The organism is candidate division WOR-3 bacterium (assembly GCA_013177935.1).
Classification (GTDB): domain Bacteria; phylum Hydrothermota; class Tepidihabitantia; order Tepidihabitantales; family Tepidihabitantaceae; genus Tepidihabitans.
Genome location: JABLXZ010000001.1, coordinates 693,197 through 714,781, shown reverse-complemented (window position 1 = coordinate 714,781; position 21,585 = coordinate 693,197). Strand labels below are relative to the sequence as shown.

Genomic DNA, 21,585 nt, shown 5'->3' with positions numbered 1-21,585 from the left:
TGGTGCGGCTGGACAGTGTGGTTGTGCCGGCAGCGGTGGTCAGAAATTCGGGCACAGAGCCGGTGCAGTTCTGGGCGATAATGCGGATTGGTACTGACTACATTCAGGGTGTGCCGGATTCGCTGGCGGCGGGTGCGGTTGATACGGTCTGGTTTAGCATTTGGCGGGCGAGCCGGATTGGGGTTTATCCGGTACGCTGCACCGTGGCGCTGGTCGGTGACCAGAACCCGTTTAACGACATCGCTTTTGACAGTGTCGTGGTCACTGCTGCTGGTGTCACCGAAGCGGGCAACCCGCTGGAGTACTTTCAGCCCGTTGGTGCCAGCATTGGTGTCCGCGGTTTTGCCTTTCGGTATCGGCTGGACCAGGATGCGGTGGTAAAGGTTGCCATCTACACCGCAACCGGCAAACTAATCCGCACCGTTGAGTCTAACCACCGTGGTCCGGGCACATATCAGGTGCAATGGGATGGCAGGGACAACAGGGGCAAAACCCTGCCCGGTGGTGTTTACTACTGCCGGTTTGAGACCGAGCGGTTTAACCGCACCGTCAAACTCATCAGGCAGAATTGAACTGCCGTTTCGTCTGAGAAAAAGGGCAGGAGCGGATTCTCGGCGTTAATAGCGCGGTATTAACACATTTACCCGCTGAATCGCTTGACATTTTTTCCGTTTTGGTAATACTTGGGATGTGACGATTGGTGAGTTTCAGAAGTTAATCGGTGAGATTTATTTAGTTAAGGACCGCCGGCGCGGCATTGAAGGCACTTTTCGCTGGTTTGTGGAAGAGGTGGGCGAACTGGCACGGGCGCTGCGGCACAATCGGCAGGCAGAGAAGGAGGAGGAGTTTGCCGATGTTTTTGCCTGGCTGGTGAGTCTGGCGAGTATTGCCGGGGTGGAACTGGAGCAGGCGTGCCGCAAGTATCATAATGGGTGCCCGAAGTGCCATTCAATACCGTGTCGGTGTGAGGAGAATGCGGGAGCAAAGGAGCGGGAATGAGTAGCACAGTTGTTTTGTTGTGGTTGGTTTTGAGCACGGTGGCGCCACCGGTGCCGTTTGTTCAGGATACGCCCAATGATGCGGGTAAGAGTATCACCATCCGCTGGCAACTGGCACCGGAACTGACACCGGACTTTGTTCTGCTAAGACGGAGTTGCGAGCGGGAGTCAACGCAGGTTGTGGCAACGCTCGGCGCAGGCGATAACGGCTACATCGACGAGAATGTTTGTGATGGGGTGCGTTACTCCTATCAACTGGGTGTGGTGTTAGGCGCGGATACGGTATGGGGCGAGCCTTCGCAATGGGTGGTGAGCAAGCCGCAGTGGTTTAACTGGGCACGGCTCAACATTCTGATTGCGATGATTCTGTTTTTCGCCCTGGTGATTTACTTTATTGAGCATGCTAAGGCGGGTCGGCATCTGTTTGTGCGGCGCATCGCGGGTTTGGATGCGGTTGAAGAGGCGGTAGGAAGAGCGACCGAGATGGGTAAGCCGATTGTTTATGTGCCCGGTTTGGGTTCGGTGGCGGATATCGCCACAATTGCTTCGCTGAACATCCTGGGTGAAGTGGCAAAGAAGACCGCCCAGTACGACTCGGCGCTACTCGTGCCGAACCGGGACCCGATTGTTTATACCGTGGCACGGGAAGTGGTGAAGGAGGCTTACACCCGGGCAGGCAGACCCGATGCGTTTAAGCCGGATAACATCTTTTATGTGACTTCGGAGCAGTTTGCCTATGCTGCGGCGGTGGACGGTCTGATGGTGCGGGAGAAGCCGGCAACGAACTTTTTTCTTGGTACATTCTGGGCAGAGTCGCTAATTCTTGCGGAGACGGGCGCAACGACCGGCGCGATTCAGATTGCCGGAACCGATTCGGTTTTCCAGTTGCCGTTTTTTATCACTGCGTGCGACTACACTTTGATTGGCGAAGAGCTTTATGCGGCGAGCGCCTATCTGTCGCGCGAGCCTTTACTGCTCGGTTCGCTCAAGGGTCAGGATATGGGCAAACTGGTGATTTTAGTGGTGATTGTTCTGGGTTCGGCTTTGCTTTTGCTTTCGGCATTACCGGGGTTGAAATTTTTCCAAGAGGTGAGCAACTTCTTTAATGTGAGCGGTATCAACCTGACTGGTACCGGTCTTCCCCTTGGTTAAGAAAGGAGGATTTTGTGCGTCGGAGTATACCGCTGGCGATTTGTTTGATAATGGGGATTGTGATGATGGTGCAGTTTTTTGTTCCCCATCCAATTTCGGTCGGCTTTTACGACCTGACAACGAAGTGGATTCGGATTGTTTCGGCGTTTGCGCTGGTTCTGGGTGTGGGGAGTTTGATTCTCTACCATCTTGACCGGTTGCAGCGCCGGCGTGCGGGCTGGGTGTATTCAATTGTCACACTGGTGGCGCTGGTGGTTACCGCGGTTATCGGCTTGGTCTGGGGTGTGAAGCCCGGTTCACCTTTGCAGGAGGTGATTTTTAAGAATATGCTGGTGCCGCTGAATGCGTCAATGTTTGCGATTCTCGCGTTTTATATGGCGTCAGCGGCATATCGGGCGTTCCGGGCGCGCACCAAGGAGGCGGCACTGCTTTTGATTGCGGCGTTTATTGTGATGCTCGGAATGGTGCCGGTGGGTGCGGCAATCTGGGGAAAATTGCCAGAAGTGGCGGAATGGATTCTTTCGGTGCCGAATATGGCGGCAAAACGGGCGATTGTGTTTGGAGTGGCGCTGGGCGCGATTGCGACTTCACTTAAGGTGATATTAGGTATTGAACGGGGCTGGCTGGGAGGAGGTAAGTGATGAGTATCTGGGAACGGCTTTTGAAGATTGACCGGAAGATTATCTTTGTTGTAATGGCGGTTCTGGTGCTTTTCCCGCTTCTCAAACCGCTTGGGCTGGGTGTCAGTTCTGGACCAAGGGCAAAGGCGGTTTTTGATGCGGTTGATGCGATTCCGCCGGGAAAGACGCTTTTGATTTCGGTGGACTTTGACCCGGCGTCAATGCCCGAACTTTATCCGATGCTGGTGGCGTTGATGCGCCATGCGTTTGCGCGGGATGTGAAGGTGCTTTTGTGCGGGTTGTGGATTACCGGTGCCGGTTTGGCAGACAAGGCGGTAACCGAAATTCCACCGGAGTATGGTAAGGAGTATGGTAAGGATGTGGTGTATCTGGGCTGGAAGGCAGGGGTTGATGCGGTGATTTTAGGGATGGGTGAGAACATCAAAAATGTGTTTCCGGTTGACTACTATGGACACCCGCTTGACTCATTGCCAATGATGCAGGATGTGGTGCGGTTGCGGGATATACCGTTTATGGTTGCGATATCTGCGGGCACGCCCGGATTTGGTGACTGGTTGCTTTATGGCCAGTCGCGCTATGGGTTGCGGGTTGGTGCCGGTGTTACCGCGGTTTCTGCCGCGGATGCCTATCCTTATCTGCAAACCGGTCAGTTGACCGGGCTTTTAGCCGGGATGAAGGGCGCTGCTGAATATGAGGTCTTGGTTGCCAAGAAGGGGTACAGTAAGGCTTATATGCCGGGGGTTGCTGCAATGGACTCCCAATCGCTTGCCCATCTGGTGATTTTAATTTTGGTTGTGCTTGGTAATGTGGCGTTTTTTGCCACGAGAATGAAAAGGAGGTAAGATGCACATCTCCACTGATATCTGGACCTGGGTGGCGGTTATCCTGACCTTTGGAATTTTCTCCTTTCTCTGGAAAGACAACCCATTTTACAAGTTTTGCGAGCATCTGTTCGTTGGCATTTCGGTTGGCTATACAATTGCTCTTACCTGGTACAATTCGGTGTATCCGGACCTGATTACGCCGCTTTTCCGGCAGGGGAAGCCGCTTTACATAATTCCGTTTGTGCTCGGACTCTTCTACTTTACCCGATTTATTCCCCAGGTTTCCTGGCTGGTGCGGATACCGATGGGCTTTGTGCTGGGCTGGGCATCAGGCGTGGCGATTCCGGCGTTTTTCCAGACGAACATCATCAAACAGATTCAGGGCACACTTTTGACACCGGGTATTTTTAGCCGCTGGGATGTCTTTCTCTGGGCGCTGATTTCGTTCATCGGTGTTATCTGCTCGGTGCTTTACTTCTTTTTCTCCCGGGAGCACAAGGGCGCACTGAAAGTGGCGGCAGATACCGGGATTGTTTTTCTGATGATTGGGTTCGGCGCATCGTTTGGCTATACGGTGATGGCGCGAATGTCTCTGCTCATTGGCAGATTCCAATTCCTTTTGCGCGACTGGTTAGGGGTGATAAAATAGTTAACAAACACCCGATTCGCAGGGCGGTAGACAAGAGCGATTGTGCACGGGAGGTTAAATGGCACTTTTAATCGGGCTTTTGCTTTTTTGCGGTGCGGGTAGCGGAGTTTATGTACCGACCGATGCCCGAATTTATGAGGGCTTGGATTTACTGAAAACCGCAGGGCTGATTAAATCACTGCCTTCAACAAGCCGACCCTGGACCCGGGAAGAGTGTGAGAAACTTTTTTTTGAGGCGGAGTCGGTTGCCCGCGGTTGTCGGTTAAATGCGGCGCAGCGTGCGGCACGGGAACGGTTGCGCTGGGAACTGATACAGAAAAAACCGGTGGTTAAAATTGACTGGTCCGAAATGGACGAGTCCGGCAACCGATTGATTTTACTCAATTTGTTCGTCCGGATGCGAGCAGAACCAGGAAAGCAAAGGGTGTCGTTGGGTGTAAATGCCGAAAACAAGCCGGCAGACCGGTTCTTCTTTTACGATGAGATGGCACCGGTGTTGCTTAATCCGAAAGAGCCAAGGATTCTTGACTCTGCTGGCTGGCACAATCCTAATGCCAGGGTTGTTTCCTGGCAGGACCGGGTTTTATGGGAGATGGAGCGGGCGTATTTGGGTGTTAAGTTTCCCGGGTTAAGGCTGGAACTGGGCAGGGATGAGTTTTTCTGGGGTCCCGGGTATCTGTCAAGCGTAATGCTATCAGACCGGGCGCCGGCGCTGGACCATTTTCAACTCCTTTTGAAAGGGAGAAGTTTGAAGTTTATCGCCTTTACCGCGCTGCTTTCCCGCTGGAACAGGACGCACCGGTTTTTATCCGGGCAGCGGCTTGAAGTGTCGCTTTTTAACCGGCTGGTGTTAGGCGGGGCGATGTTTAATGTTTACACTTATGAGAACACCTGGGATTTTACCGGGATGCTTAACCCGCTTTTACCGCTCTACTTTTCGGTTGCCAATTCTGGACACGGAGACAACCTGTTGCTGGGCTGGGACGCGGCGCTCTATCTGCCAAAGAGTAAGATTTACGGGCAGTTGTTTCTGGACAATTATGAGTTTAACAACAGGAAGGATGCGCCCAACTGCGTGGGTTTACAAGCCGGATTTTTGTTGACACCTTCAGCGTTTGAGATTCGGGCTGAGTATGCGCTGATTACCGCATTTACCTATTACCACCGGATATATTCAATAATGTATGAAAACTATTCGGTTCCTTTGGGACATGAACTGGGACCGGATGCGGACCGGTTGTGGGTAAGGGTTTCTTATACGCCACTAACCTGGCTCAAAACATCGGTTGCTGGAGACTGGACCCGGCGCGGTTATTACAATCGGGGCGGGTTTTTGCGCCAGAGTTATCAGATGAGCGATACCGTTTTTCTACGCTATTATTATCAGTTTCCTGCCCGGGGCTGGGATTCAACAAAAACCGATGTGGATGTTGAGGTTGAAAAGGTGTTGCGGGCAGGACCAGAACTTGAGTTCAGTTTGCCGCGCGGGTTTTATATTCTGGCGCGGATTCAGGCAGCATTTTACAAAAACCAAGCGGGTGTTCCGGGCAAAGATGGGGTTGAACCCGAGTTTCTGTTAAAGTTAGAGTACCGTTATTAAGGCGCAAGTTTTAACCCGAGGGTCTGTTCCAGTTCCTGTCTTTTGATATCTCCTTCCCGAAGAAGCCGGGGTGGATGCGTTGTCAGGTCGATAATGGTTGATGCGCTGCCCGAGCCGGTTTTCCCAGCATCAATTGCCAGGTCAACGCGCGCGACGATTTCCGGGCTAATTGCGTTGAAATCATTGGTTGCCGGCTGACCGTGGATATTGGCGCTCGTACCGGCAAGCGGTGCACCAAGCCGGGACACGATTTCAAAGAATACAGGGTTGTTTACGACTCTGATTCCCACAGTACCGCTGTCGCCAGTTACAAACTCTGGCGCATTTGAGGAAGGAGAGAGAATAAGAGCAATAGGTCCGGGCAGAAATCTTTTTGCCAGAAGATAGGCAACATTGGGAATTCCCCGGACATACGGTGCCGCTTGCTGAAATGTACCGCAGTGAATGAGTAATGGTTGTCGTGCAGACCTTTCTTTTATTGCCGAGAGCCGGCGTACCGCTTCAGGAGAACGGATGTCGGCACCAATGCCGTATACGGTCTCGGTCGGAAAGATGATGACACCGCCATTTAAAAGAGTTTGAACCGCTCGGTCAATAAGCTCAAGATAACGCGTTTGATACAAATCACTGGTAGGTAGTTTGACAATCTCTGCCATCTACAAAGCGGATGTGATTTCGGTGACCGTCAGGGTTTTATCACCCATCTTGACTTTATCTCCGGGCTTTTTGCCGATGAGTTCCTGAGCAAGCGGCGACTGAAAGGAGATGATGCCGTTTTCCGGGTCTGCATCCCAGGGTCCGAGTATGGAAAACTCGTGATTTTTACCTTCTTCGTCCTGCAGTTTTACCCGAGAACCAATCTTCACGATGTCAGATTGAATCTTTTCGGGCTCGATGGGTTTTGCCCGGGAAAGGTCGGCGCGTAAGCGGTTAATCTTTTCCATCAGGCGCGCCTGTTTCTCTTTTGCCGCTTTGTATTCATAGTTTTCCGAAAGGTCGCCGAAACTGCGGGCGCGGGCGATTTCTTCTGCGGTGCGCGGTAGTTCTTCTTCGGTCAACTTTTTAAGTTCTGCCTTCGCTTTTTCGATGCCGGCAACCGTACTCCAGATGAAGTTGTCTTCGGGTTCGGCTTTGAGCGTTGGAAATTGCTTGAGAAAGATGGTGCTGATTTCATCCTGCTGGTACGGTTCTAAGATGCGAACGCGGCGGATGCGTTCAAACAGTTTTTCCGCCTCTTTTTCGCTGATTTCCGCTAATGTTTTAAGGATAATCTGGTAGTGGTTGTGCACTAAAATTCTCTTTACCCGGTTGATTAGGGAGCGATTTTTTTCCGTCTCGAGCAAATCAAGAAGTCGGGTAAGAATCGGGCGATAGGGACCGATGTCTGTTTCGGCAAGGAAGAGAAACGGTTCGATATTGATACGGTACGATGTCAGGGTGGACTCCACTAACATCTGGTAGGTGGCTGGTCTTTCATCCTTTAGTTTTTCCAGGATGATGGTGCGGGTTGTGTTGTCCGGGGTGATGGAAAAAATGCGGGCATAGACCGTTTCCCAATCGTCGGTCCGCTGGAGCGTTATCTCCTTGAGTACTCTTTTCCTTTCAGTAGCGGTGCGCAGGTTCTGATAGGCATCGATAATCGCGTCGTGACTCATTGTGGACAGACCGGAGTAGTCAAAACGCGGGGTAGAGGATATTTTTTTCTCGGAAGAGGACAGAACATCGTCCGTTTTTTTCTCTTTTACCGGTTCATCGGTCCAGCGGTAGATACGGTTGGCTCGGGTTTGGACTTCGATGTTGGGATGCTGGGATAGAGCACGCCGTGCCTTTTCCCAGAGATTGGCGTAATTTTGCGTTCCAATAATGGGCATTAGGTGTTTTTGAATGTCCGCCGAACTCATCCACTGGCGGGTATCCCGCAGTAAAAGAACGATAACCGATGCCGGGTCGTTGATTGCCAGTTCTTGCAATTGTTGCGGTTGTTTTTCTTGCCGGGCAAAAAAGCCATCGGGTGCAGGAAAACTGAAAGCACGGCTGGCAGTTGGGATGTCAAAAACGACATCTTCGCCGGATTGGAATAAGACTGTGACCCGGTCGAACAGCAGGTCGAGTTTTTTAACTTTACCCGGACCACGCTGCGGGTCAAAGATTAATCTTCCTGGCGCCAGTTTGATGTAACGGTCGAACTGGTCAAGCGCTTCAGATAACGGTTTTCCATAGCCCAAGCCGGATTTCTGGAGCATTTTCTCCAAAAGCGGTTCATCAGGATAGATTTTGTGCAAGCAGGCGGTAATTTCCGCCGCCAGTTTGCTGTCATCGGGTGTTAGTTCTACCAGACGGCGCAAAACGACCAGTTCATCCTCGTGCCGTTTCTGCTCTGTTAGGGCATCGGCAAAGACCCAGAGGAGGGGTGGTGTTTTTTCTGGCGCCCAGCGCTGGACAAGGTCAACAAGGGCAATAAGCTCTTTAAACGGCAGGTTGAGTTGAAGCAGTTCCAGCCAGGTTGCCTCCATTTCATCGTATTTTTTTGTTCCGAGCTGAACACGGAAAAGTTTTATCAGTTCTTCACTCATCTTTCCTCTCTTCTACCAGCATAATGTTCAAAATGCTTTATAGAAATGCACCAGCAGTTTCTTCCCAAATACACAGGTAAAGATTAGACTATTCACAATTTCTTTAGAGTCAAGCAGGTTTTTTCTTGACCGGGCAAATACCGCGGATAGTTTTAATTGATGAGTTTCAATGATTTTCTTGTCCCGACGGGAATCGTAATTTGCGGATTTCTCATTGGCTGGTTGTGCGAAATGGTGATAAGACACGGGTTGAAAAGATTAGCCCGACGCACGAAGTGGCAGGGAGACGATGTTTTAATCCATGCTTTCCAGGGGTGGATTGTTGCTCTATTTGTAATCCTTGCGCTCTACATAGCGTTTTTCTTTCTCCCGGTTTTTTCCCGGTTTTTGAGGACGCTACACCGAATATTGCTGGTTGCGACGATTTTTTCCGTCACCGCAATTATCGCACGAACGGTAGCGGGGTTTATCAACCTTTATGGTGAAAAAGGTAAGGGGATACTTCCTTCAGCATCGATCTTCGCCAATCTAAGTAAGGTTGTCATTTTCATTCTTGGTGTGCTGGTGGTACTGAACTCATTGGGGATTTCTATTACGCCAATTATCACCACACTCGGGATTGGTGGTCTGGCTGTGGCGCTTGCGCTTCAGGATACCCTTGCCAATTTTTTTGCGGGTTTGCACATAATCCTTACGCGCCAGATAAGAACCGGTGATTACATAAAACTGGAAAGCGGTGAAGAGGGGTTTATTACCGATATCACCTGGCGCCACACAACGGTCCGGCAGTTGAACAACAATGTGGTGATTGTGCCCAATGCCAAACTGGCAGCGGCGGTAGTGGTCAACTACGACCTGCTCGATAAAAGTATGGCGGTTGCGGTTCCGGTTGGGGTCAGTTACGATAGTGATCTTGAAAAGGTGGAAAGGGTTACACTGGATGTGGCGCGGAAGGTGATGCGTGAGGTGCCGGGCGGGGTTTCGGATGCTGAACCGGTTGTCCGTTTTCACACATTTGGGGAGTTTAGTATCAATTTTACAGTATTTTTACGGGTGGAGGATACGGTTTCCCAGTATCCGGTGAAACATGAATTTATCAAGCAGTTACACCACCGTTTTCAGGAAGAAGGGATAGTGATTCCATTTCCAATTCGTACGGTATTCTTGCAGCAAATTGCGGGTAAAGAGCACAAATCTGATTGACAAAATTGCCGGGTTTAATAATATCAACATATGAAGGTTAAACTTGCCGGTTACAACATCGATGCCGATTTGATTGACAGTTTAGTTAAGAACCGTCGGGTGGTGCCGACACCAGAGGTTATCGCCGCGGCTTATGCCCGAATCAGTCGCAGTCAGAAGTCAATTGAGCAGTTGCGGAGCGAAGCCCGTCGTGAGTTGAAGAAGGCGCGCCAGTCTAACCGTACGATTGTGTTCGAAATGGGGCATCACTCCATCGCCGAGCATGCGGTTTTTAATTTTGACATTACCGAAGTTTCCCGTTTGGCGGTAGAGGCGATTGAGCACCACCGGCTGGCGTCGTTCACCGAGCGTTCGCAGCGTTATGTTCAACTGGAAAATCAGTTTGTTGTTCCCGCCGAAATCCAGAATTCCGAATTTTTAGGTGATTATCTCAATATCATTCGGCTTCAGAACGAAGCCTATCACCGGCTGTTTGAGCGGTTGAAGGAACATATCGCCGCCACCAGGCCCGATTTGAAGGATGACCCAGGCAGAATTGAGAATCTGGCAAAGGAGGATGCCCGGTACATAACCAGTCTGGCAACTCAGACCCAACTCGGGATGACGGTGAATGCTCGAACTCTGGAGTTGATGTTGCGTCGGCTCGCCGCAAATGAGTTGAGCGAAGTAAGGGCGCTGGCTGAGGAACTGTACCGTCAGGCAGAACTGGTTGCTCCTTCACTTTTGATATTTACCGGTCCGACCGATTATGAACGAAACACCTATCCGCGATTGCGGGAGTTTGCCCGGACATTCATGACCCGACCTTTTCCCCGCAGGCCGCGTAATCTGATTGCGATGTCGGCATCGGATGTGACGCTGGTTGACTATACCCAGAACGCCGACAACAAACTGCTTGCCTGCCTGATGCATTGTGCCTCCCAGGCTTCCTATATGGAATGTTTTTCCCGTTCGGAGAAGCAGACCCTGGCAAGGAAAAAGGAGATTTTCAAACTGGCGTGCCAGGATTTGCAGGCTTACGATGCGGTGCTGCGCGAGTTTGAGCACCTCTACCTGACATTTGAACTGGTCATTTCTGCCGCCTGTTTTGCCCAGTTGAAACGCCATCGGATTGCAACTATTACTGTCCAGCCTTACGACCCGGATTTAGGCTGGACGATTCCGGTTTCAATTGCGGAGTTAAAAGAGCACAAGAGTTTTAAAGAAGTCCTGGCGCAGACCGAGGAGGTTTATGACAAGATTGCCGCTTTCAATCCGCTCGTTGCCCAGTATGTTTTGACGAACTCTCATCAAAGGCGGGTACTAATTACGCTGAACGCCCGGGAGTTGTACCATCTGTCACGACTCCGTCAGGACCCTTCAGCCCAGTGGGATATCAGAGATATCGTAGGTAGAATGATTGAGCAGGCGCGCAATGTGATGCCCTTGACTCTGCTTCTTGCTGGTGGCAAAGAAGATTACCCCCGGGTTTATCAGGAGTTGTACGGTAAACCACCCCGGGTCACAAAACTTGAACTGCCGCAAGAGCGGGAAATCAGCAATAACAGCAAAAATAGCCCAAAGAGGAACAGAAGGCAGAACCATGAACATTAATAACAATCAAGAGTTGAAAGAGGCGGTTAAACGGCTGGAGCCGGAACTGGTTATTATTGACCCTAATTTGATAAAGCGGGTGCGTTTGTTTCTTGGGTTGCGGCAGGCGGCGAATATACTGGTTTTTGTAATTCTGGCGGTGGCGATATTTATGTGGGCGAACCCATTTAGAGTCCAATTTTTTGAGGCAAACAGCGGTCGACTGTTGCGCCAGATACTTTTGGGGATTGGCATACTGTTGTTGTTCGCCGATTACCTGATGCCGGTTGCCCGACATTACCGAATCGTTCGCTATGAAGAAGGTCAGTTGCATCTGGCTTTGAGAAAGCCAAAATAGGAGGTTTGATGCGTTGTTTAACCTTCTTCTTTTTCCCGGTACTGGTCTGGGCACAGTTAAACTATCTGCCAGCCAGTAACGGTTTTTACAATAATCCGGCACTTGAAGGAGGCCGGACCGAACTGGAGTTTGCTGACATCAACAATGATGGCAATGTGGACATCCTTTCAATTGGGGACCACGGTAGTCCTTATATTAACACTCAGGAGCACGGTGTTATGGTCTGGTTTGGCGATGGTGAGGGGAACTGGTCGCTCTATCAGTACGGTGATTTTGGTTATGGCGGGATTGCGGTGGGTGATGTTAACTGGGATGGGAATTGGGATGTAGGTTACGGTATGCATCACAACTATTCAGGCGAAGACCTGGGCGATGATATGCTGGAGGTGGCATTAGGTGATGGGACGGGCAGGATGTGGTATGCCTGGGATGACAGTCTGGTTCAGGGTGGCACGGTATGGGGAATGTTTAATACCGACTTTGCCGATGTTAACCACGATGGACTCTTGGATATTGGCTCCTGTTCGTTTGGGTACGGTGTTGGTTTGCGGGTTTTTCTCAATCTTGGTAATGGTACCTGGCGGAAAAGTTTTGGTTTGCCAGAAAGCAGTAACTGTGATATGGAGTTTTATTTCCGGGATGTAAATCGGGATGGCAACCCTGATATCATCTGTGCAGTTGCTGGTCCAGCGGTCTATTTTGGTGATGGAACCGGGAACTTTTATCCGGGTGATTCGGGACTGCCGCGCACCAATTACGGGTTGTCAGGAATTTCCCCGGGCGATGTTGATAACGATGGCGGAGATGACCTTGCGTTTGTGAATGAAACCAAGGGGATAGAGGTATGGCGCTGGAATAGTGCGCTGCGGGTCTGGCAGAACTTTTCCGGAAACCTTCCTGTCACAGACTCTTTTTATGCAACGCAACTGGTTGATATGAACCGGGATGGGTTTATAGACCTTTTAGGTTTACAGAAGCGGGCGGTCAAAATCTGGGCAGGCGATGGTCAGGGGAACTGGACCGAGATAGCGAGTGTGCCCATTAACCGGGTGCTTGATTACGGGGCATTTCGTGCTGGAGCCGATTTTGACCATAACGGTTATCCCGACTTTGCCCTGGTGGTAGAGCAGGGTACCTGGCCCAGTTCCCGGAACTACGCCTATGCCTATCGGGAAGCGACTCCTAAGGAGAGTTTACGAATTTTCCCGGTGTTTCCCCGGGGTGGTGAAAGATTCTGGCAGGGTTCGGTGCAGTTTATTGACTGGTGGAGCGAAGCGCCCGGGGCTGAGTCAAGTCGGGTGAAACTGGAACTTTCCACAACCGGTTCTGCTGGTCCGTGGAGTTTGATTGCGGACAGTTTGCCCAATGCCGGCAGGTTTCAATGGCGAGTGCCAGAAAGCATCAGTTCCAATAATTGCTTCATAAAATATACGGTGTTCAAGGCGGGAGAAGAGTACTCAGCGGTTACGGCTCGTCCTTTCTTCATCGGAGACCCGACCGGCATAGAACAAATGCCGGCTTTAATTACGGTTGGAGAAGGGATAAAAATCCGGTCCAATCCGGTAAGGGGGTATATACGGCTTGAGTTCGGTTCAGCGCTTGCGCCCGGGAAGAAGGTAAGACTGTGCGACCAGAACGGCCGATTAATCAAAGAAGTTACCGTTCCAGCAGACGGTACCGAGATGGTGCTTGAGACTCGGGATTTGGGTGCTGGAGTTTACTTTATCAATGTTGAAGGCAGTAAATTTGCCAAGTTTGTTGTTGCAAAATAAAAAGGAGGAAGTATGCAAAAAATGTTCCTACTAACGCTCGGGCTGCTTTTTATCCTGGGCGCAGTGGGCTGTCACAAACAGGATGTGGAGAAGGACAAGGCAGCGATAAAAGCGCTTGTGGAGCAGGATACAGTGCACTTTTCTGCCAGCACCAGTCATGATTCAACTTCAAGTGGCGGGTATTTTACCGTCGGTGATACCGCGGTTTTCTGGTGGCGGGGACCCCAGACGCACGATCAACCGGTAATTGATGTTAAAGTTGTAGAAGATTCAGCCTATGTTCAATGGTCAAGGCACAACTTTGGCGAAATTCACATCCTCATCCAGCCGCCGGACACCAGTTTGCTACTCTGGAATAAATCACTGAAAGAAACGGCACGCCTCTGTGCAATATTTAAACGGGAAGGGAAAGAGACCGACACCGACCGGGGCTGGCGTTTGAAGAAAATTTCGCTTGCCATTGGAGCATCTGATTCAGTCCAGACGGTACGAATCGATTCGTTCCGGGTGCAGAGTTCGTTGCGGGAACTAATGGTCAAAGACCCGCTGGCGACATTTTTCCCGATTGATAGTCTGTTTTCCTTTACGCCGGGTGAGCAGGTTACGGTTACTCTTTACACCAACGCCACAGATGGGCTGGCATTTCTGCACACCTTTGTTTTAATCTGGCCCTTCTATATCAGGGTGCCGTTCAATTATCTGGGCGATGGTGTATTTCAGGGAACCTGGCAGGCGCAACTTGTGCCGACCTTCCGGTTTGCGATTTTTGACCTGATGCCCCGTTCGGTTATTTATTCGCCCGACTATCCCTATGACTTCAACGGCTGGCTTTTCTGTTATCAGGTGAAGACTGCAGATTAAGGCATCGCATAGTTTCTCGGGGAGCCAATTCGGCTCCCCGTTTGTTTTTTACTCAAGATTAAGGGGCTTTTTATGAATTACAGAGGCAGAACATCCCGATTTAAATATACACTGTATTCGGGAGAGGGGTAAATTTCCCCATAGATTGGCGAACTTTTCTCCGAATTTATTGACACGCGTGACGGGAAGGTTATAATTGAACTCCGGTTGTTTACCCCGGAGAGCGTAAAAATCTATTTTGTTAAACAAACAGGAGGATAAAATGTCTGATGGAGTAAAAGAGTTTATGGCCTGGGTCAAAGCAAGAAACCCGGGAGAACCCGAGTTTCATCAGGCGGTCGAAGAGGTGGTTACTTCCCTCTGGGACTTCCTTGAGAAAAATCCCAAGTACCGAAAGGCAAAGATTCTTGAGCGAATGTGCGAACCAGAGCGGGTGATTATCTTCCGCGTACCCTGGGTGGATGATAAAGGTGAAGTCCAGGTAAATCGCGGGTACCGAGTGGAGATGAATTCGGCAATTGGACCGTACAAGGGTGGTTTGCGGTTCCATCCTACGGTGTACCTCGGGCTTTTAAAGTTTCTCGCATTTGAGCAGGTTTTTAAAAACTCGCTGACCACATTGCCAATGGGTGGTGGTAAGGGTGGGTCCGATTTTGACCCCAAAGGGAAGTCGGATAATGAGGTGATGCACTTCTGCCAGAGTTTTATGAACGAACTTTTCCGCCATATCGGTCCCAATACCGATGTGCCGGCGGGTGATATCGGCGTCGGGGCGCGGGAGATTGGTTATATGTTCGGGCAGTACAAGCGTTTGAGAAACGAATTCACCGGCGTGCTGACCGGGAAAGGTTTGAACTGGGGTGGCAGTTTGATTCGCCCCGAGGCGACCGGTTATGGAACGGTTTATTTTGCGGCGGAGATGCTGGCGACAAGAGGAGAAACGCTGGAAGGTAAGGTGTGTTTGGTTTCCGGTTCAGGTAATGTGGCACAGTATACGGTGGAGAAACTGAATCAACTGGGTGCCAAGGCGGTTACTCTTTCCGATTCGTCCGGTTATATTTATGATGAGGCGGGAATCACGCCGGAAAAACTTGAGTTCGTCAAAGAGTTGAAGAATGTTCGGCGCGGCAGAATTAAGGAGTATGCCGATAAGTTTAAGGGCGTGGTCTATACACCAGTCGACCCGAAACTGGATTACAATCCGCTCTGGAACCACAAGGCACACTGCGCATTTCCGAGCGCAACGCAAAACGAAATCAATGGCAAAGATGCTCAGAACCTGATGCGAAACGGCGTTTATGTGGTTGCCGAAGGTGCTAATATGCCTTCAACTCCTGAAGCAATCGATATCTTCCTCGAGCATAAAATTCTCTACGGTCCGGGCAAGGCGGCAAATGCCGGCGGAGTTGCGACATCAGGTCTCGAGATGTCACAGAATAGCCTGCGGTTATCCTGGTCTCGTGAAGAGGTTGACCAGCGGTTGCGTGGCATAATGAAAGCGATTCACGAGCAGTGCGTGATTTACGGCAAGGAAGGTAACTATGTGAACTATGTCAAAGGTGCCAACATCGCCGGATTCATCAAGGTGGCAGATGCGATGCTGGACCAGGGCGTAGTTTAAGAATAGCCTTACTCAAGGGTGCCTCTGTTATTACAGGGGCACCCTTTTTATTTCTCATTTAAATCGGATACCTGGTGCAAACTTGACTGGGCAATAATTCTTGGTAGAACTATTGAAGTGGAAATTAATGGAAAAAGGAGGCGGAATGCATTGTGAATTGGACCGTAATGTTCTGGCTGAGGTGCTAAACAGTGTTGTCCAGATAATTCCGGCCAAAACCACATTCCCGATATATCAGAATATTTTGCTGGAGGTGGCTGATGGGGAACTGGCAATAACCGGTTTGGATGGTGATACGGCGCTTAAAAAGAAGGTGCGACTGGAAGGGAAGAGCAGTGAAGGTGCAGCGCTGGTGCGAGGCCGGGAGCTAAACACTTTAATCCAGGAAAGTACCGGTTCAACAGTTGTCCTGGAAGAGGACGGCAAGACTTTGAAGGTTATCTGCGGCCGGATGAAGGTGTCATTCGTTCATTTCCCGCCTGAAGACTTTCCATCTTTTCCTAGCTTGCCAGAAGACAACGAATTAGAGTTTCCTGCCCCGGTGCTGTTTGAAATGTTCAACGGTTGTAATTTTGCCGTTAGCAAAGATGAAAACCGGCCGGTGTTAACAGGTATCAACTGGGAGATTTCTAAGAACGAGTCACGAATGGTTGCCACCGACAGTTTTCGACTGGCGCTGATAAGCCGGAAGGTTAAATCGGCAGGTAAGGCAAAACTGCTGGTTACCCCCAAGGTTTTTGCACTATTACCCCAGGGCGTAGAAAAGGTGGTGGTGCGTTTTGACCCCAAGAACATAGGGTTTGTTGCCGAAAATACGGTGCTGGTGACAAGAATGATTGAAGGTCCCTACCCTGACTACGAAAGGATTATCCCCAAGGATAATCCGCATAAGGCGATTGTAAATCGTGATGGATTACTGGCGGTAGTACGGCGCGGGGTGGTGATTTCACAAACAATCGGCAAGCCAATAAGCTTAGAGTTTCAGAGCAATTTAATCACGATGCGAGCCGAAAATCCGGAACTGGGAAAGATTGAGGAACCGCTCGATTGTCAATATGAAGGTGATGAGATGCGAATCGGGTTTAGTGGTATCTATCTCATGGATATAATTAAACAGATTGCGACTGAAGAAGTCCGAATCGAATTTTCCAGTCCCATGGCACCGGTTTTTCTGAAACCAGCCGAGCAAAAAACGGATGGCGAAGACCTGTTCATTTTAATGCCAATTCGGCTCGAATAGGTCTTGATGAAATTGCCGATTATGGATTTTGTGCGAAGTTCTATCGCCCTTTTTTCCTTCTCTTTGATACTACTGGTAATAACTGGTTGCCGTCGTCTTGACCCAAACTATTCGGAGCCAATGGTGAATGGTTATCTGTACCGGGGGGAGTATTACGACTATTCGGTTGAATATGAGCGCTATGTACAGGTGTTTGATCCAAAGGGTTTGCGGATGGTGCCGATTGTGACGCTGAATGAAGAGAGGCTGGATGTGTTGTCTTACAACTGGACAAGGTATGAGTATGGCGATACTTTGGAGTTCGATGTCAGTCGTCCTTATGAGCTGCGGGTTGTCCATTACTGGGGTAACGCTCAAGCCCGGGTAACGATGCCCGGGAACTTTTCGCTTACCAGTCCACCGGAAAGGTACATTCTGGACCTGGATTCAACTTTGGTTATTTCCTGGACCAGGTCGGAAGGAGCGGAGTGGTATTGGGTGGAACTTGATGTTTCCTATGAGTATCGTGATACACTGGGTACGGAGAACGATTATGACCTGCGGCTCGATACGATGGTCCAGGACACTTATTTGATTGTTTCTCCGGAGAGAATTTTCCCCGGTTTTGTGGCGGATGTGATTGAAGGTGATGGGAGTGCAATGGTCTGGTCGGGTTGTGGTCCGGCAATAGAACCGGGAGACCGGGGAAATGTTCAGGGTGTTGGATTTGGGTTCTTTAATGCGATAAACGAACCGAGGGAAAAGTATTTCTATGTTGGGGCACCAATCCAGGTTCGACGCTGTCCGGACCGGCGTACCGCAACAGGGCAGTTCCTTGAAAAACTGCGCAACCGGATAATGGCGCATTGACATTTAAACCCCTTAAAGATATAATAATTCAGGTAGAAGAGAGATTATGGGAACTCGGTGGTCAGGTGTGCCCCTTTTGTCAGCGGAGCCAAAAGTACACGGGAAAACGGGGGCGAATGGTCTCGACGAAGTGACTGAGGGGTTCAGGGGCATAGCGAGGCTCCTCTGTTGCCTCGTTAATACTAACAGAGGAACGACAGCTGCCAACAGCAGCTACGCACTGGCTGCCTAAAGCGGGTAGCCCCTTGCCCGACGAGTTTCACCCGGCGTCGGTGCAGGGTCGATAAGGGTGATTAAGGTCTTCGCGGCGCCTCAGCGTGATGACCGGATTACAACTGAGGCTGGTTGACCGTTGCCTGTCAATCGGCGAGACGGTCGACGAGAAAAAGTAGATTGACTAACTATGTAGAACCTGAACTCTGAACGCTTCGGACGCGGGTTCGATTCCCGCCGCCTCCATTGTAAACTGGATTCGGACAACCAAATAAATGGCAGAGTCACAGCAAACTAAAGGGCGAGGATATAGCCGCAAGCTTGCCGAGGAGTTCTGTGCGCTTTCGCGCCGGATTCTTCGCGAGGCAAATATGGGTGTTCCCCGAAGTGAGTTTACCCGATTGGTGTTGAAGGAGTTTATGGATTTTTCGGGGTGTGACCAGGTAGAGTTGCGGGTTAATGAGGGTATAAGATATTACCGGGGAGTGCTCAGCAAAGGAACGGAGACCGATTTTAATTTTACTATTCTGACCCGAGACAAACCTGAGTTGAGTGAATTGTTCCAAGGTCTTGAGGAAGAGGCAGGTGATTTGCTTGAGTTGTACCGGGAACTTGTAAGAGGACAGTTTGATGCCTCACAACCCTGCTTTACAAGCAACGGTGCCTTCTGGGTTAACGATACGGCAGTGCCGGTGGCGATAAAAAAAGATAGGTTTTTTGTTATTGGTGGAGAGTTTCGTTCTTTGGCGATTCTGTCATTTTCAGTGGCGGAAGACAGTCATGGTTTAGTTTTTCTGAAAAGTCGAAAGCCGAATTTTTTCCGAAATTACGAGGTTGAATTTTATCAGGGGGTAGCGCAAACCTTAGGGGTAGCGATTGCGGACCGGCAGGCACAAGCGGCCTTAAGAGAACGGGTGAAGGAGCTGACCTGTCTCTATTCAGTGGACAAAATTCTGGGCCGAGAAAAGATTGAGCCGGCAGTAGCGTTGAAATCGGTCGCCGAGATACTGCCAGCGGCCTGGCTTTATTCGGATATCGCTTCGGCGCGGATTGTCTTTGATGGTATTGAGTATGTTAGCAAAGATTATCGAAGTGGTGTTGCGTGGCAGAGTGCCGATATTCTGGTACGAGGCAAAAAACGAGGGGTAGTGGAGGTAAATTATTGCGAAGAGCGACCGGCGCTCGATGAGGGACCATTCCTCAAAGAGGAAAGAAGTTTAATTGAGGCAATTGCCCGAGAGCTGGGGATTTTTATTGAACGCTGGGAGGCGAAGCAGGAGAAATCACGGCTTGAATTACAACTGCGGCATGCAGACCGGCTTGCCACCATTGGACAGCTGGCAGCAGGCGTTGCCCACGAGTTGAATGAACCCCTGGCAAACATCCTGGGTTTTGCACAGCTTGCTTTGAAGGTGCCAGGGCTTTCCGAACAGGCACAAAGAGATATTGAGCGAATTGTTCGAGCCGCATTGCACGCACGAGAAGTTGTTGGTAAACTGATGCTATTTGCTCGTCAGAAGCCCCCCAATCGGACCCGGGTGAACTTAAACGAACTGGTAACCGATGGCCTTTATTTCCTGCTCAGCCGCTGTGCCAAAGCGGGAATAGAAGTTGTAAAGGAGTTAAGCCCAAATTTGCCCGAGATTTTTGCAGACCCTTCCCAGTTGCATCAGGTACTGGTAAATCTTGTGGTCAACGCAATTCAGGCAATGCCCGGTGGAGGCAAATTGACGATAGCCACCGCATCAAAAGATAGGAGTGTTGTCCTAAGTGTTGAAGATACCGGTGTTGGTATGACCGAGGATGTAAAGAGACAGATTTTTGTCCCCTTTTTTACAACCAAGCCACCTGGTGAAGGTACCGGGCTGGGGCTATCGGTAGCGCATGGAATTGTTACCGCTCATGGTGGCGAGATTATTGTGAAAAGCGAACCTGGAAAAGGGAGCCGGTTTGATGTAGTCTTACCAATTGGTGGAGGGGCGCTCAACGAAAGTGAGGTTATTGATGAGTCAAGACAGAACTGAGGCAACCCTATTAGTAGTTGATGATGTTCAGGATACGCTTGAGGTTCTGGAACGCAATTTAACGGCTGCTGGCTACAGAGTTTACACCGCTCTTAATGTTTCTGATGCTTTGAAGGTGCTGGAGGTCCATCCTGTAGACCTCGTGATAACGGACCTGAAGATGCCTGGAGCCAGTGGGCTTGACCTGGTGAGATTTGTCAGGGAGAATTTTCGGGATACCGAGGTAATGGTAATCACCGGATATGCAACAGTGGAAAGTGCGGTCCAGGCGGTTAAGACCGGAGCCGAGGAGTATCTTGTTAAACCGTTTACCGACGAAGAGTTGCTTAAAGCAGTAAAGCAGGTGCTAGAGAAATTAAGACTGCGTCGATGCAGTCGAATTGAGACAAGTTCGGTACAGCGGTTCTACCCTGGTTTAATCGGTGAGTCTCGGGTTATGAAGCGCGTTTTTGCCACAATCGAACGGGCGGCAAAAGTTTCCGCGACCGTGTTGATAACCGGTGAAAGCGGCACGGGCAAAGAACTTGTTGCCCGGGCGATTCATTACTCAAGCAAACGGTCGTCGGCGCCATTTGTGCCTGTTAACTGTGGCGGCATTCCCGAAGGGTTATTGGAAAGTGAGTTGTTCGGTTATGTAAAAGGGGCGTTTACCGGCGCCAATGAGACCCGGGCTGGTTTCTTCCAGACGGCAGAAGGCGGGTCAATTTTTCTTGACGAAATCAGTGAGACCAGTCTTTCGATGCAGGTGAAACTTCTCCGCGTTCTGCAGGATAAAGAGGTGCGGATGGTTGGTGATACTAAAGCATACAAGGTGGATGTGAGAATAATGGCGGCGACCAACAAAGATTTGTTAAATCTTGTTCAGAAAGGGGCGTTTCGTGAGGACCTGTTTTTCCGGTTGAATGTGCTTACAATAATGGTGCCACCGCTGCGGGAACGGGAAGATGACATTTTACTTCTTGCCAACCACTTTTTAGAAAAGTTTGCCCGAGAAATGGGACGAGGCGTACCGAGATTTTCAGACGAGGCGCTTCAGATTTTGAGAAGGTACGAATGGCCCGGTAATGTACGCGAACTGGAAAATTTGATTCAGCGCCTGCTGGTAATGTGCGATTCCGATACGATTGATGTCCCAGATTTGCCTGCGCATATGCGCTTTTCATTAACAAGCGAGTTGAAGTTGAACCGAACACTTGAAGAGGTGGAAAGGGATTATATTAAGCAGGTGCTATTAAGCGTCAATGGTAATATAACCAAAGCCGCTCAAATCCTCGGAATAGACCGAAAAACCCTGAGAAATAAAATCAAAGAATAGGGAAATTTTCCCCACCGGGTATTTTTACCCCAATTCCGGCACTAATTTATACCAATGGTTGAGGTTTTTGTGTAAAGTTTCGGATATTTAAGCCACAATTTTTCAAATAGTTAACAAAAG

The 21,585-nt window shown here is 50.0% G+C and carries 19 protein-coding genes and 1 other RNA gene; 18 read left to right on the top strand and 2 right to left on the bottom strand.

Annotated elements, in window-relative coordinates:
• The 7 genes from HPY86_03295 to HPY86_03265 form a co-directional block, all read left to right on the top strand.
• Positions 1-572: hypothetical protein (locus HPY86_03295; protein ID NPV13940.1), on the top strand; the 572-nt coding region annotated here is incomplete at its 5' end.
• 118 nt (positions 573-690) lie between these two features.
• Positions 691-999 carry a nucleotide pyrophosphohydrolase gene (locus HPY86_03290; protein ID NPV13939.1) on the top strand — a complete coding sequence of 103 codons (309 nt, stop codon included), beginning with the start codon at positions 691-693 and terminating at the stop codon, positions 997-999.
• Entirely contained in the window at positions 996-2,150 is a 1,155-nt protein-coding gene (locus HPY86_03285; protein ID NPV13938.1) for a hypothetical protein, read from the top strand. The genes HPY86_03290 and HPY86_03285 overlap by 4 nt, the downstream gene beginning before the upstream one ends.
• A gap of 14 nt (positions 2,151-2,164) precedes the next feature.
• Positions 2,165-2,791, top strand: coding sequence for a hypothetical protein (locus HPY86_03280; protein ID NPV13937.1), 627 nt, complete (start codon positions 2,165-2,167; stop codon positions 2,789-2,791).
• A complete protein-coding gene (locus HPY86_03275; GenBank protein ID NPV13936.1) occupies positions 2,791-3,633 on the top strand; it encodes a hypothetical protein in 843 nt (280 codons plus the stop codon). The genes HPY86_03280 and HPY86_03275 overlap by 1 nt, the downstream gene beginning before the upstream one ends.
• Before the next feature lies 1 nt (position 3,634).
• The gene (locus HPY86_03270) at positions 3,635-4,264 is read left to right on the top strand and encodes a hypothetical protein (GenBank protein ID NPV13935.1); all 630 of its coding nucleotides are present in this window, start codon (positions 3,635-3,637) and stop codon (positions 4,262-4,264) included.
• A gap of 58 nt (positions 4,265-4,322) precedes the next feature.
• Positions 4,323-5,864 carry a hypothetical protein gene (locus tag HPY86_03265; protein NPV13934.1) on the top strand — a complete coding sequence of 514 codons (1,542 nt, stop codon included), beginning with the start codon at positions 4,323-4,325 and terminating at the stop codon, positions 5,862-5,864.
• On the opposite strand, the gene HPY86_03260 is transcribed toward HPY86_03265, so the two are convergent.
• A complete protein-coding gene (locus HPY86_03260) occupies positions 5,861-6,520 on the bottom strand; it encodes a threonylcarbamoyl-AMP synthase (GenBank protein NPV13933.1) in 660 nt (219 codons plus the stop codon). The two genes, HPY86_03265 and HPY86_03260, sit on opposite strands and share 4 nt — an antisense overlap.
• The gene (greA, locus tag HPY86_03255; protein NPV13932.1) at positions 6,521-8,437 is read right to left on the bottom strand and encodes a transcription elongation factor GreA; all 1,917 of its coding nucleotides are present in this window, start codon (positions 8,435-8,437) and stop codon (positions 6,521-6,523) included.
• 159 nt (positions 8,438-8,596) lie between these two features.
• Between greA and HPY86_03250 the strand changes: the two genes are divergently transcribed.
• The 11 genes from HPY86_03250 (at position 8,597) to HPY86_03200 (ending at position 21,465) form a co-directional block, all read left to right on the top strand.
• Positions 8,597-9,640 (top strand): mechanosensitive ion channel family protein, encoded by a 1,044-nt coding sequence (locus HPY86_03250; protein NPV13931.1) that lies wholly within the window; start codon positions 8,597-8,599, stop codon positions 9,638-9,640.
• A gap of 30 nt (positions 9,641-9,670) precedes the next feature.
• On the top strand, positions 9,671-11,233 hold the full coding sequence (locus HPY86_03245) for an FAD-dependent thymidylate synthase (GenBank protein NPV13930.1): 1,563 nt from the start codon (positions 9,671-9,673) through the stop codon (positions 11,231-11,233).
• Complete coding sequence (locus tag HPY86_03240; GenBank protein NPV13929.1) at positions 11,223-11,570, top strand: hypothetical protein; 348 nt, start codon at positions 11,223-11,225, stop codon at positions 11,568-11,570. Before HPY86_03245 ends, HPY86_03240 begins: the two co-directional genes overlap by 11 nt.
• An 8-nt stretch (positions 11,571-11,578) precedes the next feature.
• Entirely contained in the window at positions 11,579-13,342 is a 1,764-nt protein-coding gene (locus HPY86_03235; GenBank protein ID NPV13928.1) for a T9SS type A sorting domain-containing protein, read from the top strand.
• A 12-nt stretch (positions 13,343-13,354) separates the two neighbouring features.
• The gene (locus HPY86_03230; protein ID NPV13927.1) at positions 13,355-14,203 is read left to right on the top strand and encodes a hypothetical protein; all 849 of its coding nucleotides are present in this window, start codon (positions 13,355-13,357) and stop codon (positions 14,201-14,203) included.
• 262 nt (positions 14,204-14,465) lie between these two features.
• Complete coding sequence (gene gdhA / locus HPY86_03225; protein ID NPV13926.1) at positions 14,466-15,824, top strand: NADP-specific glutamate dehydrogenase; 1,359 nt, start codon at positions 14,466-14,468, stop codon at positions 15,822-15,824.
• Positions 15,825-15,969: 145 nt separating this feature from the next.
• Positions 15,970-17,064, top strand: a complete 1,095-nt coding sequence (gene dnaN, locus HPY86_03220; protein NPV13925.1) for a DNA polymerase III subunit beta — start codon at positions 15,970-15,972, stop codon at positions 17,062-17,064.
• Positions 17,065-17,070: 6 nt separating this feature from the next.
• Complete coding sequence (locus HPY86_03215) at positions 17,071-17,913, top strand: hypothetical protein (GenBank protein ID NPV13924.1); 843 nt, start codon at positions 17,071-17,073, stop codon at positions 17,911-17,913.
• Between the two features lie 108 nt (positions 17,914-18,021).
• Positions 18,022-18,375: a transfer-messenger RNA gene (gene ssrA / locus HPY86_03210) on the top strand.
• 26 nt (positions 18,376-18,401) lie between these two features.
• Positions 18,402-20,150 carry a hypothetical protein gene (locus tag HPY86_03205; GenBank protein NPV13923.1) on the top strand — a complete coding sequence of 583 codons (1,749 nt, stop codon included), beginning with the start codon at positions 18,402-18,404 and terminating at the stop codon, positions 20,148-20,150.
• Positions 20,131-21,465: a sigma-54-dependent Fis family transcriptional regulator gene (locus tag HPY86_03200; GenBank protein ID NPV13922.1), complete on the top strand. Its 1,335-nt coding sequence runs from the start codon at positions 20,131-20,133 to the stop codon at positions 21,463-21,465. Before HPY86_03205 ends, HPY86_03200 begins: the two co-directional genes overlap by 20 nt.
• Positions 21,466-21,585 lie beyond the last annotated feature (120 nt).

Coding starts and splice junctions, on each gene's coding strand:
- HPY86_03245 (NPV13930.1), top strand. CDS start 9,671: ATGAAGGTTAAACTTGCCGGTTACAACATCGATGCCGATTTGATTGAC.
- HPY86_03235 (NPV13928.1), top strand. CDS start 11,579: ATGCGTTGTTTAACCTTCTTCTTTTTCCCGGTACTGGTCTGGGCACAG.
- gdhA (NPV13926.1), top strand. CDS start 14,466: ATGTCTGATGGAGTAAAAGAGTTTATGGCCTGGGTCAAAGCAAGAAAC.
- HPY86_03215 (NPV13924.1), top strand. CDS start 17,071: ATGAAATTGCCGATTATGGATTTTGTGCGAAGTTCTATCGCCCTTTTT.
- HPY86_03230 (NPV13927.1), top strand. CDS start 13,355: ATGCAAAAAATGTTCCTACTAACGCTCGGGCTGCTTTTTATCCTGGGC.
- HPY86_03275 (NPV13936.1), top strand. CDS start 2,791: ATGAGTATCTGGGAACGGCTTTTGAAGATTGACCGGAAGATTATCTTT.
- HPY86_03240 (NPV13929.1), top strand. CDS start 11,223: ATGAACATTAATAACAATCAAGAGTTGAAAGAGGCGGTTAAACGGCTG.
- HPY86_03250 (NPV13931.1), top strand. CDS start 8,597: ATGAGTTTCAATGATTTTCTTGTCCCGACGGGAATCGTAATTTGCGGA.
- HPY86_03265 (NPV13934.1), top strand. CDS start 4,323: ATGGCACTTTTAATCGGGCTTTTGCTTTTTTGCGGTGCGGGTAGCGGA.
- HPY86_03270 (NPV13935.1), top strand. CDS start 3,635: ATGCACATCTCCACTGATATCTGGACCTGGGTGGCGGTTATCCTGACC.
- HPY86_03200 (NPV13922.1), top strand. CDS start 20,131: ATGAGTCAAGACAGAACTGAGGCAACCCTATTAGTAGTTGATGATGTT.
- greA (NPV13932.1), bottom strand. CDS start 8,437: ATGAGTGAAGAACTGATAAAACTTTTCCGTGTTCAGCTCGGAACAAAA.
- HPY86_03260 (NPV13933.1), bottom strand. CDS start 6,520: ATGGCAGAGATTGTCAAACTACCTACCAGTGATTTGTATCAAACGCGT.
- dnaN (NPV13925.1), top strand. CDS start 15,970: ATGCATTGTGAATTGGACCGTAATGTTCTGGCTGAGGTGCTAAACAGT.
- HPY86_03205 (NPV13923.1), top strand. CDS start 18,402: ATGGCAGAGTCACAGCAAACTAAAGGGCGAGGATATAGCCGCAAGCTT.
- HPY86_03285 (NPV13938.1), top strand. CDS start 996: ATGAGTAGCACAGTTGTTTTGTTGTGGTTGGTTTTGAGCACGGTGGCG.